Below are 22,118 nucleotides of genomic sequence, written 5' to 3' on the forward strand. Positions count from 1 at the left end.
ATCTGCCAATAGGCGGCACCCAAAACCCCAGCAGAATTGGCGTAACGCACGCCGAAAAAGCCTGTTTTCAGGCGATGGATGGCGCTGGCCGATAAAAATATGCCGGTATTTCCATCAATCCGCCGCGTTTACGCGCACCCTGCCCGCTTCCTGCCCGCTTTTTGGGCTGTCAGGCTGTTATAGAGGATGATTTTCTTATCCCAGAGATTGGGCTAATCGGAGGCACTGTCAGATGTGGTAAGTGAATAGAATGTTGTAATTAATAATGGAATGTTAAAATCGATCTGACGTGTAGATTATGTGCAGTGGCTCACATGCCTATCAAGGAGAAAAAAGATTTACACCCTGCAAATAGGGTTAAATAGCGGCATCAGAAAAAGGAATTTAAGCATGTATTTTGCAAATATTATCGCACTAATCGTTGGCAGTCTTATTGCCTGGGTGGGATGTGAAGCTTTCACGAAGATAACGAGACTTCCCCGCTTTGGGAATTTCTATACGTTACTCTTTCCGCTGATTCTTCTTGTTTCACCTGCACTCGCCTATATTTACCTGTTCCCCTATCGAGGAGCGCTTTCTGGCGCACTTCCTCTGAATACTATACTGCCCTCCTGGGGAGGTATCATTCTCTATATGCTTTTTTTCTGTGCATTGGTGCTTAAGAAACAGGCGATAAAATCAAGGTTCCTTTATTGCCTGCTCTGCTTTTATATTTCAAGTTTCTATTTTTTATGGTATCTGGTTGATAATATTGTTCATCCCATTATTGGTTAATCCCAAGGGATAGGGTATATCCCCTCATGCTTGATCCACATGACATCGGAGAAGACGATAAAATCACCACCTTTATTAGTTTTCTCACGATACTTCAGAAAGTCAGAGTTATGAAACTCTGATACTTTTTTTAACTTATTACCCTTGTATATTGTATTGCCTCTTACTTTAGACATAAGAGATTCTGAGCGTACTAAAATCCCATCTTCAGTCCAAAATCCTAGACTTTGATCTAACCTATTATTATTGAAATCGTAATAATCTTTCACATAAACACCAACGTAATCAGATTGTAAATATATTTTATTATCTGTACCTCTGAATGCAGTACCAATGACTGTAGACTTTAAACTGTAGGTGCCTAATGCCCCATAAACATCATCAAGCGTATCAAATAAAACGTGAGTAAGTATATTATCTGCAACAGCAATATAGTTATTCTGGTAATATTGTTCTACTTCTCTTGCTGACATATCAGGTCGGCCAAAAATATTTCTTCTTCCAAAAGTATAAGAGCCTTTCCCTTGCCAACCAAGCATTTTAAGCCTTTTTGCTGTTTGACTCATTCCTGCCTGAGAGAAAGCCCGCTTGCTCAAAAGCTCTTCTCTGGCTTCTTTTGCATGGGAATATTGCATCAGCCATGACATAGTTATTGTTTCATCATCACAATGCTGATCAGGGATATAAAGTGATGGTGGTAATGCTGAGCCCTCTTTCCATGCATCTGGGCATTTCCAGGCGGGCGTTGTCAGCCATCTTTCCATAAATTTAGCAGCCCGTTTCCACCCCATTTTATGCATTGCATGCGATATGGCCGTTATTTCCATAGGCTGTAATGTAACATTAGATGATGAGTTAACATCATCCCGTCGTGTTTTATCAGATTGCATAAGAAAGTAGGTGTCTGATAACAGACTCCCGTAATAAGGAATTTTTATTGCCATATTCCCTCCTCATTTAAGCAAAGGCTTTGGTGCCTGTAATGCAATGTAAACCTTCTCACTCTCTCCGGTTTTTATTTTCGTTAATGTAGCACCACTATAAGGACTTAACACTGCACTGCCCATATCCAATAAAGATTGCTCACTGAATACCAGATAGTTAATAGGCTTTTCACTATGGTGATGAATACTAAAAGTATGAGAATACCCCCCCTCTTCCTGATTCTGTCTGGCAGACTGGCGGGATTCTGCGTCTTTAGTTCGTTCCCTGGCTTCCGCGCTTTCGCAATCACATTCACAGGTATGGTGAATTCCTTGTGTATGAATAGCCGTGGCACCGCATGTTGCACGATGTCCTTGCATGACACGCTTTGCCCCAAAAATATTTCCTTTTGAGCAACCTTCAATAAATTCAGACCAGCAGCAGCATTGTGGGCACCAGAACTTATGCCCGACCAATACCGCCCGGTTGCTGTTATTGTAAGTGTACTGGGCATGACCTTCATGTAAGGTTCCGCCATGAGAGGTGGTATCACCTGTCCATATTGCCTTTCTTTTCATATAACTTCCCTTCAATTTTTAATTCAGCTTTTCCATAAATCATGTTTCATTTTCCGCAGATCAGACATTAATTTTTCATATAACCATTTTTATCCTACCCGACAATATCGCCTTCTTCTTGATGCAGATCATTTCCTAAAGGACTTTATGAATAACATTTTTGTTATTAGTAGATAACGTTACGGGTTCTATTTACGGGTTTCCTTAATAAAGCCCGATTTCATTTGCGGGTCTTATCCCTCTGGTTATTGGCGCCCTTTTTTACCATCATAAGTAACAGGTGAGAGTTATAATGCATTGTTAGTATGCTGTAACTAAAAATAGAGATTATTACGGATTCCTTAGGATGTATAAGCAAGGCGCCTTTCAGCGCCTGTTGTTATTTAAAATCCGCATACGGTGTCAAAGGCTGTGGCGGAGTATCCAGATCCCCTTGCCAGCCGCCGACGGAATAACGGAGATAGATCTGGAAATGGCTCGGGGTGTAATCCTCGGCCTGCTGGATATCAACCCCGGCGCCCAGCGTCCAGTGGGAAGTGAGCCGCCGCTCAAGCTGCGCCTGCAACGTGTAACCGATGCCGGTACTGCTGCTGCCCTCGCTGACGTCATCCCGGTTGGTGTAGGCGGTGGGAATCAGCCCGCCCAGCGGGTAGCGGCGCTGGCTCTCGGTTTTCGAGCGTGACCACGATACCGACCCGCCCAGCTGCCATGACCAGTTCTCGGTGCGCTGGCGATAGTTCACCGGCACCGCCAGGGAGAAGTATTGCTGCGGGCTGTAGTAACCACCCTGTCCCAACGAGTAACCGCTGAGATCCTTCTGGTAATGCCATAACATGCTGTTGAGGCCAATGGTGGCGCGGCGGTTGTCCTCGTTAATCACCTTGTAGTAGTAACCGGCCATCAGGCGTTCACGCTGGTTGTCCTCGACGTTTTTGCCGGTGATCTGGTGGACGCTGAGATCGCTCCAGACGCCGTTCGCCTCGCCCTGATCGTAACTGCCGCTCAGGCTGATGCCGGTGGCGCGTACCCCGCCCCAGGTGGTGCCGGTGTTCGGGTCTTTGGCCCCGGCGAACGCCAGCAGCGAGCTGGAGATCGGCCGGCGGGAGGCGGTGGCCGTCCAGCCAATCTGCCGCCAGTCACCGCTGTAACTGATGCCGCCCACCCAGTCGACCACCTCGAAGCCCAGCGGCGTGGTGCCGATGTCGGCGTTCCAGCGGTCGTTACGCCAGCCCGCGGCAATGCTCGCGCCGCTGGCGGTCTGGCTTCTGTCGGTGGTACAGGCGACGCTGGAACAGGTCCCGAAATCTTCGCTGTAGCTGCCGTCGCTGGTCTCAAAGGTGCCGGCATCAATGTGCACATAGTCGCTGCGTAAAAACGCGTGGCCGCCATAGAGCGGCATATCGGCCTGCGCCATGGTGGTGTTGGCGCTGAAATCGGAATACCCCGGCGTGCCGCTGGAGGCGGAGTTGTCATGGTCGAGGGTAAAGGTGACGTCCTGCTGGCGGTATGCGTCTGCTGCATCGGCACGGATGCCGCGTTTCAGCCAGTCATCCGTGGCCTGGTTGCGCGTCAGCCGGGTGTAGCTGTCATTGTCTTGCGGCACCGCGGGCGTTATCCCGCTGGCGACCATTGCCAGCCCGTAATCCTCGCGCGCCAGTGCATACTGCCCCTGCTGCTGTTCAATACGGGCGCTGTCCCGGAAGATCAGCGCCGGGGTCAGCCCCGGCTCCGCCTGCCGGGCAGCCGGTTTGAGCGCCGTCAGCAGCCGGGCGGCACGTTGCGGCTCGCCCACGGCCTGCCAGGCAGTGGCGATGCGGCGCTGCTGGTTAAGGGTCAGGGTGTCTGCCGGGCGGCTCTCCAGCTGCTGTAGCTGGGTACGCGCCGTGACGTTGTCACCTTGCGCCACCGCCACATCCGTCAGCCCCAGTTGCGCATCCAGATTGGCAGGGTCAGCGGTAAGCACCGCCTGATAGCCCTGGCGGGCAGCCGCGTAGTCCCCATCTTCCAGCGCCCAGTCAGCCAGCGTGAGGTCAATGGCGGTCTGGCGCGGCTGGCTGCGTAACAGGGCTTCGGCCGCCGCCCGGTTGCCTGCGGCACGCAGTGCCAGGGCGCGATTTAGCGTCTGTTGCTGTTGCAGCCGCTGTTCAAGCTCCTTCATGTTCTGTGACCACTGGGCGCGCGGCAGGCGGTTGAGGGTCGCCAGCGCCTGTGCATCCTGATCCTGGCCGGAGAGATAGAGCGCGTACGCATAGTTTTGCTGTTCGCCGGGCGGATGGGCAGCCATGAAATCACGGAACAGCCGGTCCGCCTCCGCACCCTGCCCGATCTGCCGCAGCGCCCCGGCCTGCCGGTACGCCAGCCAGACGTCATCCGGCACATAACGCCGGGCTTCACCATAGGCGGCAGCCGCCTCACGCCACTGCTGTTGCTGACTGAACTGATCGGCCTTCGCGCTCAGTATATCGCCCTGCAACCGGTTGAGGGTGTCGGCCAGCGGTTTGCGCTGCGCCGCCGACAAGCCATTGATAAACGCCAGCGCCTTCTCCGGGGACTGTTGCAGGTAAACGTTGGTCAGCCCGCGCACCGCGCCTTCATTGGCCGGGTCAATGCGCCGCGCCTGCTGATAATAGCGCTCTGCGGCGGCCGGATCGTTGCGGGCCAGCGCGGCATCACCCAGCCCCAGCGTGGCATAAGGGTCCTCTTTCTCCAGCGGCACCGCCTGCTGGTAGGCGCGCTCCGCCCCGGCGATGTCTTTCGCCTGTAACGCCTTGTCGCCCTGCTCAATCAGCAACCAGTAACGGTTGGAATTAATCAGGCTGATCCATTTGTCGCCTTCGAACCCGTTGTTATCGACTTTTTGCGCCTGCTCAAACAGCGTGATCGCCCGCGCCCGGTCGCCGGATCGCGCATAGGCGATACCGAGCGCGCCCAGCACATCCGGGTCGTCCGGTGAGGCGCGTAACGCCTGTTGCAGCGCCGCAATCGCCTCTTTGCCGCTGCCGCCCTCCACCTGTGCCAGCCCGCGCAGCCGCGCCTGATAATTGGGGTCAGCCAGCATGGCCTGTTGCCGCGCCCGCTCCTGCTGCCCGGCAGTGGCCGGTGCGCCGCTGTCAAACACCGTGAGGTAGCGGTCCAGCGCGGCCAGGCTCTGGGGCGTCACGGTCTGCTGTTTTATACGGGCCAGCCAAAGTTCCCCGGCGGCGTCACGCCCGGTGGCATCCTGCGCCGCCTTCTGCAACATCGCATAGCCTTCGTCCTCCTGGTTCTGGCTGAACAGCATCTGCGCCAGCGCCAGCCGTAACTGGCTGTTGCCGGGGGTCTGTTGGTCCAGTGCCTGCAACGCCCGGATCGCCTCCGGGGCCTGTTGCGGCAGCCGGGCGACCAGCCGCCAGTACTCCACCGCCAGATCGGTGCCCGGCGGCGGCCCGTTAAAGGCGGCGTCATAGGCGGCGCGCGCCTCAACCAGCCTGCCCGCGGTCGCCAGCAACCGCGCCTGTTGCAGCTGCTGGCGGCCCGTTGGTTGGGTCAGCGCCACCAGTACCGCAGACTGCCGGGTGATCGCCGCATCCGGGGCGATCTGTTGTAATTTGGTGAGCTGCTGTTGCGCCTGCGGGACATTGCCCTGGCGCAGCGCCAGCCGCAGGTGCGCGGCGATCACCTGCGGGTTGTTGGGGCTCATCAGCTCCAGCCGGTGCAGGGACTGCTGCACCAGGGCGTCCTGGAAGGTCGCCTCGCCCAGCCGTACCTGCTCCAGCAGCCAGGTTTCGGGGGAAACGGCCCCGGCCGCCGGCGGCGCAACGGCCTGCTCCACCGCCTGGGCCAGCGGCATCAGCGTCAGGCTCAGGGCCAGCGGCAAAACCGGCCGCAGAAAAGAAGTCCGCATGGTTAATCCTCAGAGATCACGCGACGGCGGCTCAGCAGGCGCAGCGCACGCCACAGCAGCAATGCCACCAGCACCACCAGCACTGCGGCCATCACAGCCAGCCAGCCCGGATGGGTGGCCAGCATGTTCCAGGCCTGTTCCCACCACGGCAGGTGGCCGACGAAATAAACATCGCCGACCCGCAGGCTGTTGACCCCGGAGGCGCGCACCACGGCCACCGAGCCGCTTACCGCCGCGCGTTTGCCGCTGTCCTGCAGGGCGTCATTCATCAGGCTTTGCCCGGCGGTGGAATCTGCCAGGAGTGCCACAATGCTGCGTTGCTCATGGTAAGGCGACTGCACGCCCACCAGCGCGGCCACAGGGTCAGCGGCGCTGATGGTGGTACGGCTGTCGGGCTGGGCATCAGCATCCGGCCCGCTGTTATCCGGCAGCGGCGATTGCCGTTTCGGTTGCGTCACCGCGCCTTGTGTGGCGTCCATCAGCAGGCTCATCGACTTGTCGCTGCGCAGGTCGGCAGGCAGTGCGCCAATCATCAGGATATCGGCATCCGCCTGTTTCGCTTTCGCCCAGTCATCGCTGATGGTCACCCCCAGTGCCGGGTAACCAGTCTGTGAACCGATGCGCCCGAGGGTATCGAGCAGCGCCGTCAGCTGTGCCGGTTGCGGTTGCGGCGTCACCAGCACCAGCGTCTGCGAGAGGTCGGCCAGCCGGCTGAACGGGAAACCGGCATTGATAAAGGCGCGCAGATCCGGCATGGCCATAAAGTGGCGGTAGCCGGAGAAGTCGATGGTAGAGCTGTCGTCGACCACCACATGGTTATTGACGCTGGTAAAGGTCTCACAGCGGTCGGTACGGCTGCTGGAAATCAGCGAGGTGTATTCGAAGTCAAAGCGCATCTGGTTAAGCGCGCCGAGCTTCAGCGCCGGGATAGAGACTTTCTGCCCCGCTTCTGACAGGCCAAGCAGCGGCAGGCGCAGCAGTTGCGTACTGTCGCGGGTGCCGGTTTGCAGGGTGAAGGCGCGCACAAACTGGTTATTCAGGTGGACGCTCAACCGGGAGGTGTTCGCCAGCTCCGGCGGCGTATAGCGGTATTTCAGCTGCATGGTGATCCCGGAGCTGCGGATCAGGAACAGATCCGGCGGCAGGTTCAGGCTGAGCGCAATCGGGTAAGGCTGGATACCGTCGGCCTGGAGCTGTTCCGGATAGGTTTTCAGTTCGCCCAGGGTCATCGGCCGGTCGGTACGTACCCAGAACGGCGCGTCGTACGGCTGGCGCGGCGCGAGTTGCTCGACTTTATTCACCGCCACCTGTTGCCCGCGGAACAACACATTCCCCTGGGCGATGCCGGTCACGGCCTGCACCAGGTCCTGATCGTTACGCCCCATCACCACCAGCAGCTTCACATAGGGGTTATCGGGGTGCGACATCATCTGTACCGTTGGCCCGGTGACCGGCGGCAGTGCGCGCAGGAAATCGGGGCGTTGGTCATTGGTGGCGAACACCACCGCATGGCTCTCCGGCAGTTGGTTGTAGAGCACCGGGAAATGCTGTCCGCGCCATTGTGCGCGGGTACCGAACCAGGACGCGAGTTTCGCCGCGGCCTGTTGCATCCCGAGGCCGGGCTGGGCGGCAAACACCATCGGCAGGGTCAGCGGCTGGTTATCCCGCGCGTCGAAGAACGGCTCCGGGAAATGGGAGAGATCGTTATCCACCGGCAGTTTCTGGTAACGCAGATCCAGCGAGCTGCCTTTCCCGATGTCCACCCACAGGGTGCTGTTGGACGGGTTCTCACACATACGCTGATAATGGCCGATAAACACCAGCCGCAGCCGGTTGAAATCGGTGATATAGCGCGGGTCGATCGGCAACTGGGCCTGGTTGGGTTTACCCAGCTGATCGGCACCGATGGCGACCACCCCCATCAGCTGGTCATTCAGGTAGACCTTCAGCTGGGACTCCACCGGGATCAGGGACGGTGACGGCGTAAACTGGAGGTTCAGGGTCGCCTGGGTCACTACCTCGTCACTGCGTACCCCGAACTCAATCTGCCCTTCCGGGGCGATACCGCGCAGCACAAAGGCACCGGGCGGCGGCGCGAGTTGCGGGAAAGCGATCTGCCTGTCACGTACCGGGGCCGGGGCGCTGCCGGTCTCCGGGGTTACCGTCTCCGGGGAGGCGGCCAGGGGCGTTACCGGAAGCCGGGCCATCGCATTCAGGCTGAACAGGGCGGCAATAAAACAGGTCAATAGTCTCATCATAGGTGTCATCATCTTGGTGAGTTCGCTGCCCGTTGCGCCCCATGCGCCACGGGTAGAGCCGATACGCCGCGGGGAACCAGTGACAGCACCCCAGCGAAAAGAGAAGTAAAGAGTTGTACCACCGGGCGGATAAACGCCGGCAGGTGTTCCGCCATCCGCAGATAGCCACGGATGCCGAGCGCCATCACCTCCCGCAAACTGGCCAGCGGCCGGTCTTCCGGGAAGCTGTCGCCCTGGATAACCCAGGTATCGGCGCGGGCAAAGGTGCACTGCACAAAATCGATCTGTTGCTGCACGGTGAGGTTATCGGTGTGCATCCCCAGCCGGTTGCCGAACTGGCGGGTGATCACACAGGGGAAGATGAACTCCTGGTCGCCGCGCCGCAGCAGCAGGTGAATACTCTCCCCCCGGCGGAAGTGCTCGGCGGCATCGTCCACCTCCACCCCCACGCCGCCGTCGGAGTAATCACGCAGCGTACAGGGGAACATATGGCCGTCCGGGCGCATCAGCGCGGCCGGCAGCGTGATCTCGACGCGGTGTGCCTGCCGTACCTGTTTCGCCTCAAACGCCACTGCCGTGGCACCGCCGAGGATAATCATGTTGTAGATAACCCAGGCCACGCTCACCAGCACGGTGAAGCGCTCATCCGGCAGCCCCCAGACGAACCGCCAGACCGCAAAAATAAGCCCGGCGAGGTTGAGCAGCATCAGCACCCGGTAAGGCTGGGAGATTTTCCAGTCCACATAGGACTCTTCCACCAGCCCGCCCTTGGCCGTCACGTCAAACACCCCGCCATGCGGGCGGAACAGCGCCACGGTGGTGGGCCGGGCGATATACCAGGCCAGCACCGTCTCGTAGATCTCACTCCAGAACGAATGGCGGAACTTGCCCTGGATGCGTGAGTTGGTGAGGCTGGCATGTACCATATGCGGGAACACATAGAGCACAATCGCCAGCGCCGGGGCGTAGATGATGTAAGCGTGGAACAGCAGGAACGCCAGCGGGGCCAGCAGGAAGATAAGCCTCGGCACCCCGGCGAGGAAGTGCATCATGGCGTTGACATAGCAGAGCCGCTGCGAGAGCTTCAGCCCTTTGCCGAACAGCGGGTTATCGAGCCGGAAGATTTGCACCATGCCGCGCGCCCAGCGGATGCGCTGGCGGATATGTGACGACAGGCTCTCTGTTGCCAGCCCGGCCGCCTGCGGGATGCGGATATAGGCGGAGGTGTAACCGTGGCGGTGCATCCGCAGCGACGTGTGCGCATCCTCGGTGACCGTCTCCACTGCGATGCCGCCAATCTCATTCAGCACATTCCGGCGGATAACCGCACAGGAGCCGCAGAAGAAGGTGGCGTCCCACAGGTCATTCCCATCCTGTACCAGCCCATAGAACAGCGCCCCTTCATTGGGGGCCTGGCGGAAGCGGCCGAGGTTGCGCTCAAACGGGTCGGGCGAGAAGAAATGGTGCGGCGTCTGGACGATGCTGAGCTTCTTGTCCTTGAAGAACCAGCCCACGGTCATTTGCAGGAAGGAGCGTGTCGGCACGTGGTCACAGTCAAAGATCGCCACCAGGTCGCCGGTGGCCTGTTTCAGCGCGTTATTGATGTTCCCCGCCTTGGCGTGCTCATGGGTAGGCCGGGCGACATAACGCACGCCAATCTCTTCGGCAAAGGCGCGGAACGCCGGGCGGTTGCCGTCATCCAGCAGCCAGACCTCCAGCTTGTCTTTGGGCCAGTCCATCCCCAGCGCGGCATACAGGGTGGATCGCACCACGCTGAGGTCTTCGTTATAGGTCGGCACCATCACATCCACATGCGGCCAGGTGCTGATGTCCTCCGGCATCGGGGCCGGTTTGCGGTTCAGCGGCCAGATGGTCTGGAAGTAGCCGAGCACCAGCACCACCCAGGCGTAGGTTTCCGCCACCAGCAGCGTCAGGCCGAAGATCAGGCTCAGGGAATCATCCCAGTTCAGCGTCTGGGTATAGCGCCACCAGAGGTAACGGCAGGAGATGGTCAGCGACAGCACGATCAGCATCAAAGTCGGCAGGCGGCCGGGAATGTTGCGCACCAGCATCGCGATGCCCCACAGCAGCAGCACAAAGGTGAACTGGGCAAACAGGCCGAACGGCTGGGAGATACAGAACCACGCCAGCACCAGTGCCAGCGCACAGGTGATGCCATACAGCACCCGCCGCAGCAGGGGCGGCATCCGCCCGACCTGCCGCTGCGCCTTTCTGGCCAGTCGCCCGGCCCCGATCTGCGCCGGCAACTGGTTGAGCCGCTCAATCATCCGTTGCCGCCAGCGGGTGTAGATTGGCACCAGCCGCCGTTCACGCGGGGTGCGTACCTGCCGCCCCGGCAGCGTCAGCAACAGCCAGCCCGCCTGCAACAGATAGCGCAGGCCATCCAGCAGTTGCGGCTTATGCGGCGCAATATGCGGGAACCAGTGGCGCGGGTGGGCGCGTACCGGCTGCCACACCGGGGATTCCAGCTTCAGCACCAGCCAGGCCAGCGCCACCCAGAGCGTCATCAGCGCGCTGGCCGCGACCCCGGCCCGGTGGCGGCGGTAATCCTGGTAACGGGCGCGCAGCGCCGCCATCACCGGCGGCATCAGGAACAGCCGTAACGGGTTCATGCCGCGCCCCCTTTCAGGTTGATCAGGCACCAGTTGGCCAGTACCGTCATCTCTTTGGCGGCCAGGCTGTGTGAACGGTATTCCCCTACCGGCTGCTTGGCGGCCAGCGCCTCGTTGACCGCCTCATCGCGGTGTACCACAAACGGCAGCAGCCCCGGCAGGCTCTGCTGCCAGAGCAGCAAAATATCCTGCTGGAGCTGGCTGGCCGGGGTGAACTGGTTGACCAGCAGCGCGCTGTGGGCCGGGGTGGGCTGCTGGTGCAGGCGGGCATGGCAATTGCCCTCGGCGGTGACCACCCGCAACAGCCGGTCAGCCTGCGCCAGCGCCTGCAACGCAAGCGGGCTTTCCTGCCCGGCGGGCAGGTCGAGCAGCACCCACTGGTAGTGCCCGGCACGGCAGAGCGCAGCGACGTCCGGCACGTGCGCCGGCAATGGCCCCGGCGGCACCCGGCCAAACGGCAGCAGGTCGAGCGCTACAGTGCCCTGCTGGCCGCTGTAGCGCAGGGCGGCGTTCTGCCACGGCTGATTGTTGTGCAACGCCTGTGCCCAGCCACGTCCGTCGGTAAACGGCATATTGAAATGCAGGCGCAACAGGTTATCCGGCGAGAGGTCAACCACCAGCACCGACTCCGCCAGCTGATGCAGCGCCCAGGCCAGCCCGGCCGTCACGGCACTGCCGCCGGCACCGCCCCGTACCCCCTGAATGGCAATCACCGGCATCTCAGACAGGCTCCCCATCACCGGCAGGCGGCATGGCTGGGTCAGGTTGCACGCTCAATTCCCCCAACAGCGGCCAGCGGGCCAATAATGCCGGGATACGTGATGCACGGGAAATATCGACATAACGGAATGCGGGGATCTCAAATGTCTTTCGCAGCACATAAAAATCATCACTAATAGCCGGGGCGTCCGGCTGAAACGTAAGCTGATGTTTATTATCCATACCTGTTACCTTAAACGGGACAACACGCCAGACGGCGCTAAAAAACCGGAGAACCGCCGTGGGCCGCGGTTACCGGGTCATTATTTTTTAGGCGTAAAGTTGGTGATTACAAATGGCAATGTTAGACTCATTTATAAGTTTTTTCCGTTTTTACCTCCGCAAACTTTTCATAAAGCAGAAAATTTCATGGCGCTATCATTTCCCTTCGGTATTAAACAGCTTTGGGATGAATTATCGGTCATGCAGGTGCGCGGCCTTTACTGGGTAAACAGTGACACGCAGGAGAATGCGCGTGCGCTGTGCCGCCAGGTGGTGGCAAGCCAGGCGCAAGGCACTGATATTTCGCTGATTTGCAGTGGCGCCCCCCCCAGGGAGGTGCTCGGCACCCTGCCCGGCGCGGCGGTTGCGCGCCTGCCGTTATTTACCCTGCCGGCCCAGAAAGCCGCGTTATTACGCCTGCCGCTGGAAGCCGCGCGGTTAATCAGAAAACCCGGTGGGTTAATTATCTATTACGCCCCCGCCACCCTGATGCTGGAATTGGGCCAGGAGGCCATTGTGCAATGGCTTCAGGCAATGCGGCGCGTCGTCAATAAGCTCGGTAGCACACTTTTGATTATTTGCCACAGCGCCGGGGCAAATAAAATAAAAAGCGCGTTAATATCACAGCACCGGCTTTTATTTGGCTTTTCCTCGCTCAGCAGCGAGGTGGATAATAACTATTATCAGGTTGCCTGGTGGGCGGCGGATAAAGGCGTGGTGACCAACCAGCGCTTTAATTTGCGTACCTTGCCGGAAGGCGGGTTTGCGTTGCAGGATGACCAGCCCACCGGGGATTTCCGCGGCAGTGATGACAGCTGGTACCTGGCTGAACGCAGTGTGCTGGAGGGCGCACCGCCGCTCTCGAACAACTGGCAGCTGTTTGAGGACAACGCCCAGCTGGCACGCCGTGGGGAAACCCTGCACGCCGCGACCTTAATCTTTGCCCTGCACAGCAACCAGGCCATTCCGGCGCTGGCGCGTGAGATCCACCATGTGCGGCTGGTGGGCGGCAACGGCCTGAAGATTGCGGTACGTGAGATGACCGTGAGCCTGCGTTATACCGATGAGAAGCTGTTGCAGGCATGCGGTGCCAACCTGGTGGTGCCGCATGTCGCCTCGCTGTCGACCTTCCTGACGCTGCTGGACGGCATTCAGGGCAGCCGTTACAGCCGCCCCCTGCCGGATGACGTCGAGCGGCTGATTACCGGGATGCGCCCGTTGCAGGTACGCGGCGTGCTGGCGCGCCCGGCCTTTTGCGACACCGTGCGCTCGTTGCTCGACAGCAGCCTGCTGGCGGAGGACACCAAAGGCATTTTGCTGTCGATGCGGCCGGTGCCGGGGCTGTTGCCGCGCCAGGCGTTGTCGCTCTGCACCCTGCGGCGGGACGGCGATCTGGTGACGGTGGACGCCCATCACCTGCACCTGTTCCTCTCCAACTGCCGCCTGCCGGATCTGGAGATTGCGCTGGAGTCCGTGTTCCAGTTGCCGGTGACGGACGCCTTCACCAGCCGCCGCGAATGGCATGAGGACACCGCCATCCTCGAGCAGCTGAGCCGTATCGCGCAGGATGCGCCGGATACCCAGGAGGCGCCGCTGCCGGTCACGGCCGCCGCCCCGGTGCCACCGGCCGCGCCTGCCGCACCGCCGCGCCGGCAACCTCAGCCGCTGAGTTTGCCTGTCATCCACGGGCACACGGAGGGCGCGCCATGAATATGACCGATCTTCTCCAGGTTTCCCTGATTGCCGCGGTTGTCTTCTTCTTCCTGGGGTGGGCCGGCCGGGCCGCGCTGCCCCGGCTCTGGCAGGGCCTTCAGGCCCGGATCTTCCCTACCCGTTACCTGAAATCCGCCGGCGTCTGGGTGCGTGACGGCTCGACTAAAGAGAAAACCATCGATCATGAGTGAGAATACTGCCGCGCGGCACGCGCCTGCCGCCCAACCCGGCCTGTGGCGACACTGGCGGGGGCTGGGTGCCTGGAACTACTATTACCTGCTGAAGTTCGCCCTGCTGTGGAACGGCTACCTGAACTTCGATTTGGTGAGCAACCTGATCTTTGTGGCCTTCCTGCTGTTCCCGCTGCCGTCAGCCCGGCTGCACCGCTGGCGGCACATTATCGCCATCCCGGTCGGGCTGGGGTTGTTCTACCATGACACCTGGCTGCCGGGTTACCGTTCCATCCTGTCTGAGGGGACACAGGTGGCGGGCTTCAGCCCAGGGTACCTGCTGGATCTCGCTGACCGCTTTATCAACTGGCAGTGGGTGGGGATCGCGTTTGCGATGCTGGTGGCCTACCTGTTTATCTCCCAGTGGGTGCGCGTCACCACCTTTACCGTCGGTGTGCTGGCGTGGCTGGTGGCGGTGCAGGTACTGCCGGAACGCATGACCAGCGCTGCACCGGGGGCTGCCGTGGTCACCACCGCGCCGGCAGGCACACCGGCACCGGCTGCGGCACCGGGTGCCGCCACGGTGGCCGCCGGGGCCGGCCCGGCGCAGACCCTGCCGCCCACCAATGCCAACCTGACGGCCTACCTCAACCAGTTTTACGATCAGGAGCGCGCACGGGCCACCGCCTTCCCGGCGCAGTTACCGGCCGATGCCCAGCCGTTTGATATTCTGGTGATCAACATCTGTTCGCTGGCATGGGCGGATATGCAGGCGGTAGGCCAGGACAGCTCGCCGTTCTGGTCACGCTTTGACGTGAAATTTGACAACTTCAACTCCGCCACTGCCTACAGCGGCCCGGCCTCTATCCGCCTGCTGCGTGCCAGTTGCGGCCAGCCGTCACACGCTGACCTCTATAAACCGGCGGGCCAGCAGTGCTACCTGTTCGACAACCTCGCCAAACTCGGCTTCACCTCGCAGCTGATGATGGACCACTCCGGCGTCTTCGGCGGCTACATTGATGACCTGCGCAAAGAGGCCAACATGCAGTCCCCGCTGATGTCGCAACAGGGCATCGGCCATGAGATGACCTCGTTTGACGGCGAACCGATCTATAACGACCTGGAGATCCTGAACCGCTGGCTCGGTACCAAACAGGAAGGCCCGCGCAGCGCCACGTTCTTTAATCTGATTGCGCTGCACGACGGCAACCGCTTTATCGGCTCCACCAAATCGGCGGACTACAAAACCCGCGCCACCACGCTGCTCAGCCAGCTCAACACCTTCTTTGACCAGCTGGAGAAATCGGGCCGGAAAGTGATGGTGGTGTTTGTGCCGGAGCACGGCGCGGCGGTCACCGGCGACAAGATGCAGATGTCCGGGCTGCGCGACATCCCAAGCCCGAGCATTACCCACATCCCGGCTGGGATCCGCTTCTTCGGGATGCAGGCCCCGCACCAGAGCACGCCGCTGACCATCACCACCCCCAGCAGCTACCTGGCGGTGTCGGAGCTGGTGGCGCGCTCGGTGGACGGCAAAATCTTCACCGCGCCGAGCGTGGACTGGTCAACCCTGACGCAGAACCTGCCGCAAACGCCGGTGGTGTCTGAGAATGCCAACGCCATCGTGATGCAGTACCAGGGCAAACCCTATATCCGGCTGAACGGCGGTGACTGGGTGCCGTACCCGCAATAAGCGCCACCCGGCGTGTAAAGACAAAAAAGCCGGCAAATGCCGGCTTTTTTAATGGACGAGGTCATGGCAACGCTTTCAACCGGCGCTATTTTTACCCAAACATCAGGGCAATCTCTTCTGCACCCAGCTCGTTAAAATTCTCCGGTACGGAGATGACTCCAGCCATAAAACCCAGACGGGAGACGTTCTCTGTCGGCAGCTTTTTCATCTCTCCCTCCTTGGGGAATTTTTCCGGCGCCATTGTACGCCGGTTTTGGCGAGACGCAACGCCTCAGACCCCCTGCGCGGCCAGCCGGTGCACCCGGTCAATCGCGGCCTGCAACAGAGGCACATCCACCGGGAACGGCATATTGACCATGTCCGCTGAGCGCACGGCGCGCTGCAACACCGGCGCGATCTCCGGCGGCGTCAGGCCGGGGGCGATCTCCTCCAGGCTGGCCGGGATCCCGGCGGCGCGCGCCAGCCCGATGGCGGCAATCAGCTCGTGGTCATGGCGCTGCTCCAGCGCCAGCAAACAGAGGTTGCCGAACCCCACCAGCAGGCCGTGCGCCACATGGCGGGTACGTGGGCTGCCGGTAAACCCCTCGTACAGGGCGTGGGCCGCGCCGGTGTGGCCGCCGTTGCTCATCACCGAGGTCAGCCCGGCGTAGAGGAACACCGCATCCAGCACCTGTTCCAGCGCGGCATTGGCCTGCCCGGCCCGCACGGCGGCACAGGCATCGGCAGCGTGCGCGGCAATCAGCGTATGGCACAGCTCACTGTGGGCGCGCACCACCCCCGCCAGTGCCTGGTTCGCCTGCGTTGCGCTCACGGCGCGGTACTCGTACCATTTTGCCAGCGTATCCCCCAGCCCGGCGGCAAAGCCCGGCAGCGGCGTGCGCGCCAGGATGTCGGCATCAATCACCGCCGCGGCCGGGCCTTCCGGCAACGCCTGCATATCGCGGAACTGGCCGTCGTCATGGTAACGGAACACCAGCGGCGTCATTGCCGCACAGGTCGAGGCCACGGTAGGCAGCGTCATCACCGGGATATGGCACTGCACGGCCGCGGCTTTGGCGGTATCCAGCGCCCGCCCGCCCCCGGCAGCAATCACCACTTCCACCCCGTGCCGCTCCAGCAGATCGGACAGCCGCAGGATCTGCGTTTCGCTGCACTCGCCGCCATACCACTCACTGCCGAGGTAACTGACGCCGCTCTCTTCCAGCTGGCGCACCACCAGCGGCTCAGCAAACGCCAGCGCCCGTTTGCCGCCCACCAACAGTGCGCGCTGCCCCAGCCGCCCGCACATCCGCCCCAGATGGGCAATCGCCCCACGCCCGCGCAGCACGCTGCCGGGAAAAATCAGCCGGTGTGTATACATAGCATCCGCCCTGGTTATTCTGCCGGGTTAAGTATGGCTGAAAAACGCACTGACTGAAAAACAGACAGCATCGGAAAATCACTGGGGAGCGGGCAGTTAAGGGTTTTATGGTAGCCTCGTTAACAGGACATCACCGGAGAGGCGATGGATATCATTCTGATGCGGCATGGAAAACCCAGCCTTAACGCGACGCACAACATTACCGCCGGGGAAATGGCGCGGTGGACAGAAGAGTATGATCAGGCGGAGACCGGCTGTTGAGCACCTGTTTCGTGAGGCAGAGCTTCCGCAGCGCCACCTCGCCGGGCTGCGCCTGTCACCTTTTCATTGGGCACTGCTGTTGCGCCTGCTCTGGCTCTGCGGCTACAGCAGGCAGGCGGAATCCCGCCTCGCCGCCAACCAACGGGCGCAGGCAGCGGCCGCCCGGTTGATCAGCCTGGCAGAGCATGGGGATGGCCCGGTATTGCTGATGGGGCACAGCATAATGAACCGACTGATTGCCCGCACGTTACGGCAGCAAGGATGGGTGGAACGGAAAAATGCCGGACGGGGTTATTGGGAGGCTGCGATCTATTGCTCGCCCGGCAAGTAATTTATGAATGATATTGGATTTTTATAAATCCCTGATGAAACAAATTACCCTTATTTAAAAATACGGAAACGTTCTTCGTCCGCCATATAACTCTTTTCGCCCGGCGGCTGGAGGATACTGCCGAACGGCATCTGGGCGCGCAGCCGCCAGTGGGCGGGCAGATGCCACTGCTGATGTACCGCCTCGTCAATCAGCGGGTTGTAGTGTTGCAGTGAGGCACCGATTTTCACCTGCGCCAGCGCCGACCAGACCGAGAACTGCGCGATGCCGGTGGAGTGTTCCGACCAGACCGGGAAATTATCGGCGTACAGCGCATATTGCTTTTGCAAATCATCAATCACGCGGTCGTCTTCAAAGAACAGCACCGTGCCTGCCCCGGCAGCAAATGAGCTGATCTTGTTCTCCGTGGTGAAGAATGCATCGGGCGGCACAATCTTTTTCAGTTCCTGTTTCACGATCTCCCACAACTGGTGGTGCTGCTCATCAAACAGGATCACCACGCGGGAGCTTTGGGAGTTAAACGCAGAGGGGCTGAGCTTCACCGCCTGGGTGATCAGGCTTATCACTTCATATTCGGAACAGGGCAACTCACTGCCCAGTGAGTAGATACTGCGGCGGGCGGTAATCGATTCAAGAAACGCATTACTCATTATTGGCTCCTGGCTGATAACGGTAAAGGGAGGCGCGCCGTCGGGGGGGCGGCGCTTAACCAAGTATGGGGTGAATCGGGGTGATTGCAAAAAATCAGTGCGGTAACCGGGAGTTACCCCGCCCCGGCCGGGGTGGGAAAGCGCCTGGCGGGCGCATAAACCTAAGGAAATTCCGATTCATCAGGGTAATTTATCAATACAATCAATGTGCCTTCCGGCAACGGGGCTGCCCGCCTGTTTTTTATCAGGTATCCGGTTTACCTTACCCTCAAACGGTTAGTTTTTAATCAAATCTGGCCCGGTTTTTAACTTAACCCAGTGGCCCCCGGCCCGGCCGGGGCGTTTTCCCTACAGTGAGGTAAACACCATGTCTGATTACCCTTCTCTTGATGTTATCCAGGCGGAAACCCATTACCCCGGCCCGGTGGCGCAGGATACGCGCTCCGGGGCGGTGAAGCGTGTGCAGGAGTGGCTGACGTTCCACGGCCACGGGCTGGTGATTGACGGCGATTTCGGCGCCGCGACCCAACGGGCGCTGGCGGCGTTCCGGCAATCTGCCGGGTTACAGGATAACGGGCCGGTAAACAGCGAGGACTGGGCGCAGCTGGTGGCCCCAATGCTGCGGGTGCTGAAGCTGCCCGCCCGCTCGACCACGCTGCCGGAAACCCTGCTGAAGGTGGCGCGCCAGCATCTGGCCGTGCATCCGGTTGAACTGGGCGGTCAGAACCGCGGCCCGTGGGTGCGGCTCTATTGCAATGGGCAGGAGGGCGAAGGCGTCCCGTGGTGCGCCGGCTTTGTGAATGTGGTGCTGAGCCAGGCCTGTGCCGTGCAGGAGATCCCGCTGCCGCTGGCGTTATCGCTGAGTTGTGATGCGCTGGCGCGCAGCGCCAGAGAACAGGGGCGGTTTATTCCCGGTGTGCATATCGACAGCGGCAACACGCCGTGGAGCGATGTGGCGCAGGTTGGGTTGTTCCTGGTGAAACAGGGGCCGGACCACTGGCGGCATACCGGCCTCGCGTTTGACGGGGTGGACCACACCTTCCAGACGGTGGAAGGCAATGCGGACAATCAGGGGTCGGGCAATGGGTTTGACGTCTGTACCCGTACGCTGTCCGTACAGCACTGCGATTTTGTGATCCTCGCCTGATGTCCAGGTTGCCGCCTGCGTGGCGGCAACCTGCCCTGGTTCAGGCTTTCCCGGCCGGTGGCTTAATCACCAGCCGTTCAAATTTCCCGGCCACCACCAGATAGCCGAACATCCCCAGCAGGCCATGCGCCCCCACAAACCACAGCGCCGTCTCAAACGAGCCGGTGGTCGCCACCAGGTAGCCGATCACCACCGGGGTGATGATCCCGGCGATGTTGCCCAGGCAGTTAAACACCCCGCCGCTCAGGCCGATCATCTGTTCCGGCGCGGTGTCAGACATCACCGCCCAGCCGATGGCGGACAGCCCCTTGCCGAAGAATGCCACCGCCATCAGCGCAATCACCGCGCTGTCGGTGGAGACCACATTCGCCCACACCAGCATCGACGCCATAAACATGCCGAGCACAAAGGGGGTTTTACGCGCCGGTGACGGGTGCACCCCGCGGCGGATCAGGTAGTCGGAGAGCATCCCGCCCAGCACCCCGCCGCTGAAGCCGCAAATGGCCGGCAGCGCCGCGACCCAGCCCGCCTCCATGATCGACATGCCGCGCCCTTTGATCAGGTAAATCGGGAACCAGGTGATAAAGAAGTAGCTCAGCGCGGTAATGCAGTACTGGCCGATATAGATGCCCCACAAGGTGCGGTTGGTGAAGAGTTGCCGCACCTCCTGCCAGGTAAAGCGGCGGCGGTCACGGCGGCGGTTCTGCTCCAGATCCACCAGTGCGCCGTTGGCGCGGATATGCTCCAGCTCCGCCTTGCCGAGGTGCGGGCTGGTGTGCGGCTCTTTATAGAACACAAACCAGCCCACGCCGATCGCCAGCCCCAGCGACCCCATCCAGATAAACACATGTTCCCAGCCGAGCGCGTGCGTCAGCCAGGCCATCAGCGGGGTAAACACCACCACCGCCATATATTGCGCGGAGTTAAACAGCGAGGACGCGGTGCCGCGCTCATTGGTGGGGAACCAGCAGGCCACGATCCGGGAGTTGGCCGGGAACGCCGGGGCCTCCACCAGCCCGAGCATAAAGCGCATGGCAAACAGCACCATCGCGGCATACACCCCGGTGACGCCGAACCAGCCCACGGTGCCCTGCATCATGGTAAACACCGACCAGAGCAGCAGGCTGCAACCGTAGACGCGGCGCGCGCCGTAACGGTCGAGCAGCCAGCCTCCGGGGATCTGCCCCAGCGCGTACGCCCAGGCAAACGCGGAGAACACCAGTCCGAGCATCATCGGGTCGAGGCCCAGCACGCGTGAGACTTCCGTCCCGGCTATCGACATCGTTGCCCGGTCGGCATAGTTGATCACGGTGATCAGGAAAATCATCGCCAGCACCACATAACGGAAGTGGCCCGGCTGCGCCTGCTCAATCACAGCCGCCCGTGGGGGATTCTGTTGTGCCGGCGAAGTGGCAGAGGTAGGGGTCGTCATCGTCGTCTCCACATCATCATGGTTATTTTCATCCTTGATCGCGGCGTTATGCCTTGGATGCCGTCGCTGGCAGGGGGACTGTTCTATCAAAAAATAAAATAAAGCGTTGTTTTAGGGTGTTTTTTATTACGGCTTTTTAGGGTTGTTTCCCGGTATGGCGGCCTGTCAGACCCTCTACCGGTTAAAACATCTTTCTATCATTCACTTAACATCATAGAAACATCATCGATATCGGTCTAAGTTAGAAACACTATCAACCGATACAAGAATTGAATCATGGAGCTTAGCCAGTTGCGTTGTTTTGTGGCGGTGGCGGAAGAGCTGCACTTCGGCCGTGCCGCCCGGCGGCTGTTTATGACCCAGCCGCCGCTGAGCCGCCAGATCCAGCTGCTGGAACATACGCTGGGCGTCACGCTGCTGACCCGCAGCCACCGGCAGGTGCGCCTGACGGCCTCCGGCGAGAGTTTTTTGCGTGATGCGCGGCAGATCCTGGCGTTTACCCAACAGGCGGAGATCTCGGCGCGGCGGGTGGCGGCCGGGGTGGCCGGGCGGCTGACGCTGGGGTTTACCGCCGTGTGTGCCTACAGCCAGATCCCGGCGCTGATCGCCCAGGCCAGCCGGGTGCTGCCGGACGTGGAGATGATCTTAAAAGAGATGGTGTCGGCAGCGCAGGTGCAGGCGCTGGTGGCGCGCACGCTGGATGTGGCGTTTGTGCGCCAGCCGCAACCGCTGTTCCCGCTGGAGTACCTGCGGGTATTGCGTGAACCGCTGGTGATCGCCCTGCCCGCCGCGGACCCGCTGGCGGCCGCCCCCACCCTCAGCCTGTCGGCGCTGCACCGGCAGCCGTTTATTATGTACTCGCCGAATGAGGGGAAATATTTCTATGACTGCATTGTGTCGCTGTTCAGCCAGGCCAATGTGCTGCCGCGTTATGTGCAGTTCCTGAGCCAGACCCACACTATCCTGGCGCTGGTGAAAGCCGGGTTGGGGATGGCGATTGTCCCGGCGTCGGCGCAGTCCCTGCGGATGGAGGGCGTCACCTTCCGGCCGCTGCCGCAGGCGGGCGCGGTGGCGGACGTCTACATGGCGTGGCGGCAGGATTGTGACAACCCGGCGCTCGCCGCCTTCCGCAACCTGGTCACCGCCGGGCTGGAAAAACAGCAGACGTAAAAAAGGGCGCCGGGGCGCCCTTTGTAATCACCTATAGTCAACATCCTCAATGTAATTTATACAGCGGCCCCGTACACCTTATTCATCACCCCCATCAATACCTTCCCCTAAACCAATAATATCTTTGTATTTCATAAGCTTATTTTTCTATGCTATGTTC

Annotated in this window: 17 protein-coding genes; 7 read left to right on the top strand and 10 right to left on the bottom strand. The window is 60.3% G+C overall.

The annotated features are described in order from the left end of the window. The first annotated feature begins 390 nt into the window (after positions 1 to 390). The gene (locus JK232_RS18945; protein ID WP_212589582.1) at positions 391 to 774 is read left to right on the top strand and encodes a hypothetical protein; all 384 of its coding nucleotides are present in this window, start codon (positions 391 to 393) and stop codon (positions 772 to 774) included. On the opposite strand, the gene JK232_RS18950 is transcribed toward JK232_RS18945, so the two are convergent. The 7 genes from JK232_RS18950 to bcsR all read right to left on the bottom strand — a co-directional run bounded on the left by JK232_RS18950 (position 771) and on the right by bcsR (position 11,992). Then, positions 771 to 1,718 (bottom strand): DUF6402 family protein, encoded by a 948-nt coding sequence (locus JK232_RS18950; RefSeq protein WP_212589583.1) that lies wholly within the window; start codon positions 1,716 to 1,718, stop codon positions 771 to 773. The genes JK232_RS18945 and JK232_RS18950 overlap by 4 nt on opposite strands. A 9-nt stretch (positions 1,719 to 1,727) precedes the next feature. After that, on the bottom strand, positions 1,728 to 2,276 hold the full coding sequence (locus JK232_RS18955; RefSeq protein ID WP_212589584.1) for a PAAR domain-containing protein: 549 nt from the start codon (positions 2,274 to 2,276) through the stop codon (positions 1,728 to 1,730). A 379-nt stretch (positions 2,277 to 2,655) separates the two neighbouring features. Further along, entirely contained in the window at positions 2,656 to 6,159 is a 3,504-nt protein-coding gene (gene bcsC, locus JK232_RS18960; RefSeq protein WP_212589585.1) for a cellulose synthase complex outer membrane protein BcsC, read from the bottom strand. A gap of 2 nt (positions 6,160 to 6,161) precedes the next feature. Next, positions 6,162 to 8,417, bottom strand: a complete 2,256-nt coding sequence (gene bcsB / locus JK232_RS18965) for a cellulose biosynthesis cyclic di-GMP-binding regulatory protein BcsB (protein ID WP_072929700.1) — start codon at positions 8,415 to 8,417, stop codon at positions 6,162 to 6,164. Positions 8,418 to 8,425: 8 nt separating this feature from the next. Beyond that, the gene (gene bcsA, locus JK232_RS18970) at positions 8,426 to 11,050 is read right to left on the bottom strand and encodes a UDP-forming cellulose synthase catalytic subunit (RefSeq protein WP_072929698.1); all 2,625 of its coding nucleotides are present in this window, start codon (positions 11,048 to 11,050) and stop codon (positions 8,426 to 8,428) included. Further along, complete coding sequence (bcsQ, locus tag JK232_RS18975) at positions 11,047 to 11,769, bottom strand: cellulose biosynthesis protein BcsQ (RefSeq protein WP_101858336.1); 723 nt, start codon at positions 11,767 to 11,769, stop codon at positions 11,047 to 11,049. Before bcsQ ends, bcsA begins: the two co-directional genes overlap by 4 nt. A gap of 1 nt (position 11,770) precedes the next feature. Beyond that, entirely contained in the window at positions 11,771 to 11,992 is a 222-nt protein-coding gene (bcsR, locus tag JK232_RS18980; RefSeq protein ID WP_072929694.1) for a cellulose biosynthesis protein BcsR, read from the bottom strand. Between the two features lie 186 nt (positions 11,993 to 12,178). On the opposite strand from bcsR, the gene bcsE reads away from it, so the two are divergent. From bcsE to bcsG, 3 genes are read left to right on the top strand one after another with little or no spacing between them, the layout of a single operon-like run. Next, a complete protein-coding gene (gene bcsE, locus JK232_RS18985; protein ID WP_212589586.1) occupies positions 12,179 to 13,741 on the top strand; it encodes a cellulose biosynthesis protein BcsE in 1,563 nt (520 codons plus the stop codon). Continuing rightward, positions 13,738 to 13,935 carry a cellulose biosynthesis protein BcsF gene (gene bcsF, locus JK232_RS18990; protein ID WP_072929690.1) on the top strand — a complete coding sequence of 66 codons (198 nt, stop codon included), beginning with the start codon at positions 13,738 to 13,740 and terminating at the stop codon, positions 13,933 to 13,935. The genes bcsE and bcsF overlap by 4 nt, the downstream gene beginning before the upstream one ends. After that, positions 13,928 to 15,607: a cellulose biosynthesis protein BcsG gene (bcsG, locus tag JK232_RS18995; protein WP_101829237.1), complete on the top strand. Its 1,680-nt coding sequence runs from the start codon at positions 13,928 to 13,930 to the stop codon at positions 15,605 to 15,607. Before bcsF ends, bcsG begins: the two co-directional genes overlap by 8 nt. 271 nt (positions 15,608 to 15,878) lie before the next feature. Here the strand turns inward: bcsG and JK232_RS19000 are convergent, their stop codons facing one another. After that, positions 15,879 to 16,967, bottom strand: a complete 1,089-nt coding sequence (locus JK232_RS19000) for an iron-containing alcohol dehydrogenase family protein (RefSeq protein ID WP_212589587.1) — start codon at positions 16,965 to 16,967, stop codon at positions 15,879 to 15,881. A 235-nt stretch (positions 16,968 to 17,202) separates the two neighbouring features. Between JK232_RS19000 and JK232_RS19005 the strand changes: the two genes are divergently transcribed. Next, positions 17,203 to 17,559, top strand: coding sequence for a hypothetical protein (locus JK232_RS19005; RefSeq protein WP_246538715.1), 357 nt, complete (start codon positions 17,203 to 17,205; stop codon positions 17,557 to 17,559). Positions 17,560 to 17,609: 50 nt separating this feature from the next. Here JK232_RS19005 and JK232_RS19010 read toward each other — a convergent pair whose 3' ends face one another. Then, positions 17,610 to 18,209, bottom strand: a complete 600-nt coding sequence (locus JK232_RS19010; RefSeq protein WP_101834068.1) for a nitroreductase family protein — start codon at positions 18,207 to 18,209, stop codon at positions 17,610 to 17,612. Between the two features lie 367 nt (positions 18,210 to 18,576). On the opposite strand from JK232_RS19010, the gene JK232_RS19015 reads away from it, so the two are divergent. Further along, positions 18,577 to 19,356: an NlpC/P60 family protein gene (locus JK232_RS19015; protein WP_072929681.1), complete on the top strand. Its 780-nt coding sequence runs from the start codon at positions 18,577 to 18,579 to the stop codon at positions 19,354 to 19,356. A gap of 40 nt (positions 19,357 to 19,396) precedes the next feature. Here JK232_RS19015 and JK232_RS19020 read toward each other — a convergent pair whose 3' ends face one another. Beyond that, a complete protein-coding gene (locus JK232_RS19020) occupies positions 19,397 to 20,683 on the bottom strand; it encodes an MFS transporter (protein WP_425606940.1) in 1,287 nt (428 codons plus the stop codon). Positions 20,684 to 21,064: 381 nt separating this feature from the next. Between JK232_RS19020 and JK232_RS19025 the strand changes: the two genes are divergently transcribed. Further along, positions 21,065 to 21,958, top strand: a complete 894-nt coding sequence (locus JK232_RS19025) for a LysR family transcriptional regulator (RefSeq protein WP_206602418.1) — start codon at positions 21,065 to 21,067, stop codon at positions 21,956 to 21,958. Positions 21,959 to 22,118 lie beyond the last annotated feature (160 nt).

It is taken from the genome of Nissabacter archeti, assembly GCF_018257325.1.
Classification (GTDB): domain Bacteria; phylum Pseudomonadota; class Gammaproteobacteria; order Enterobacterales; family Enterobacteriaceae; genus Chimaeribacter; species Chimaeribacter arupi.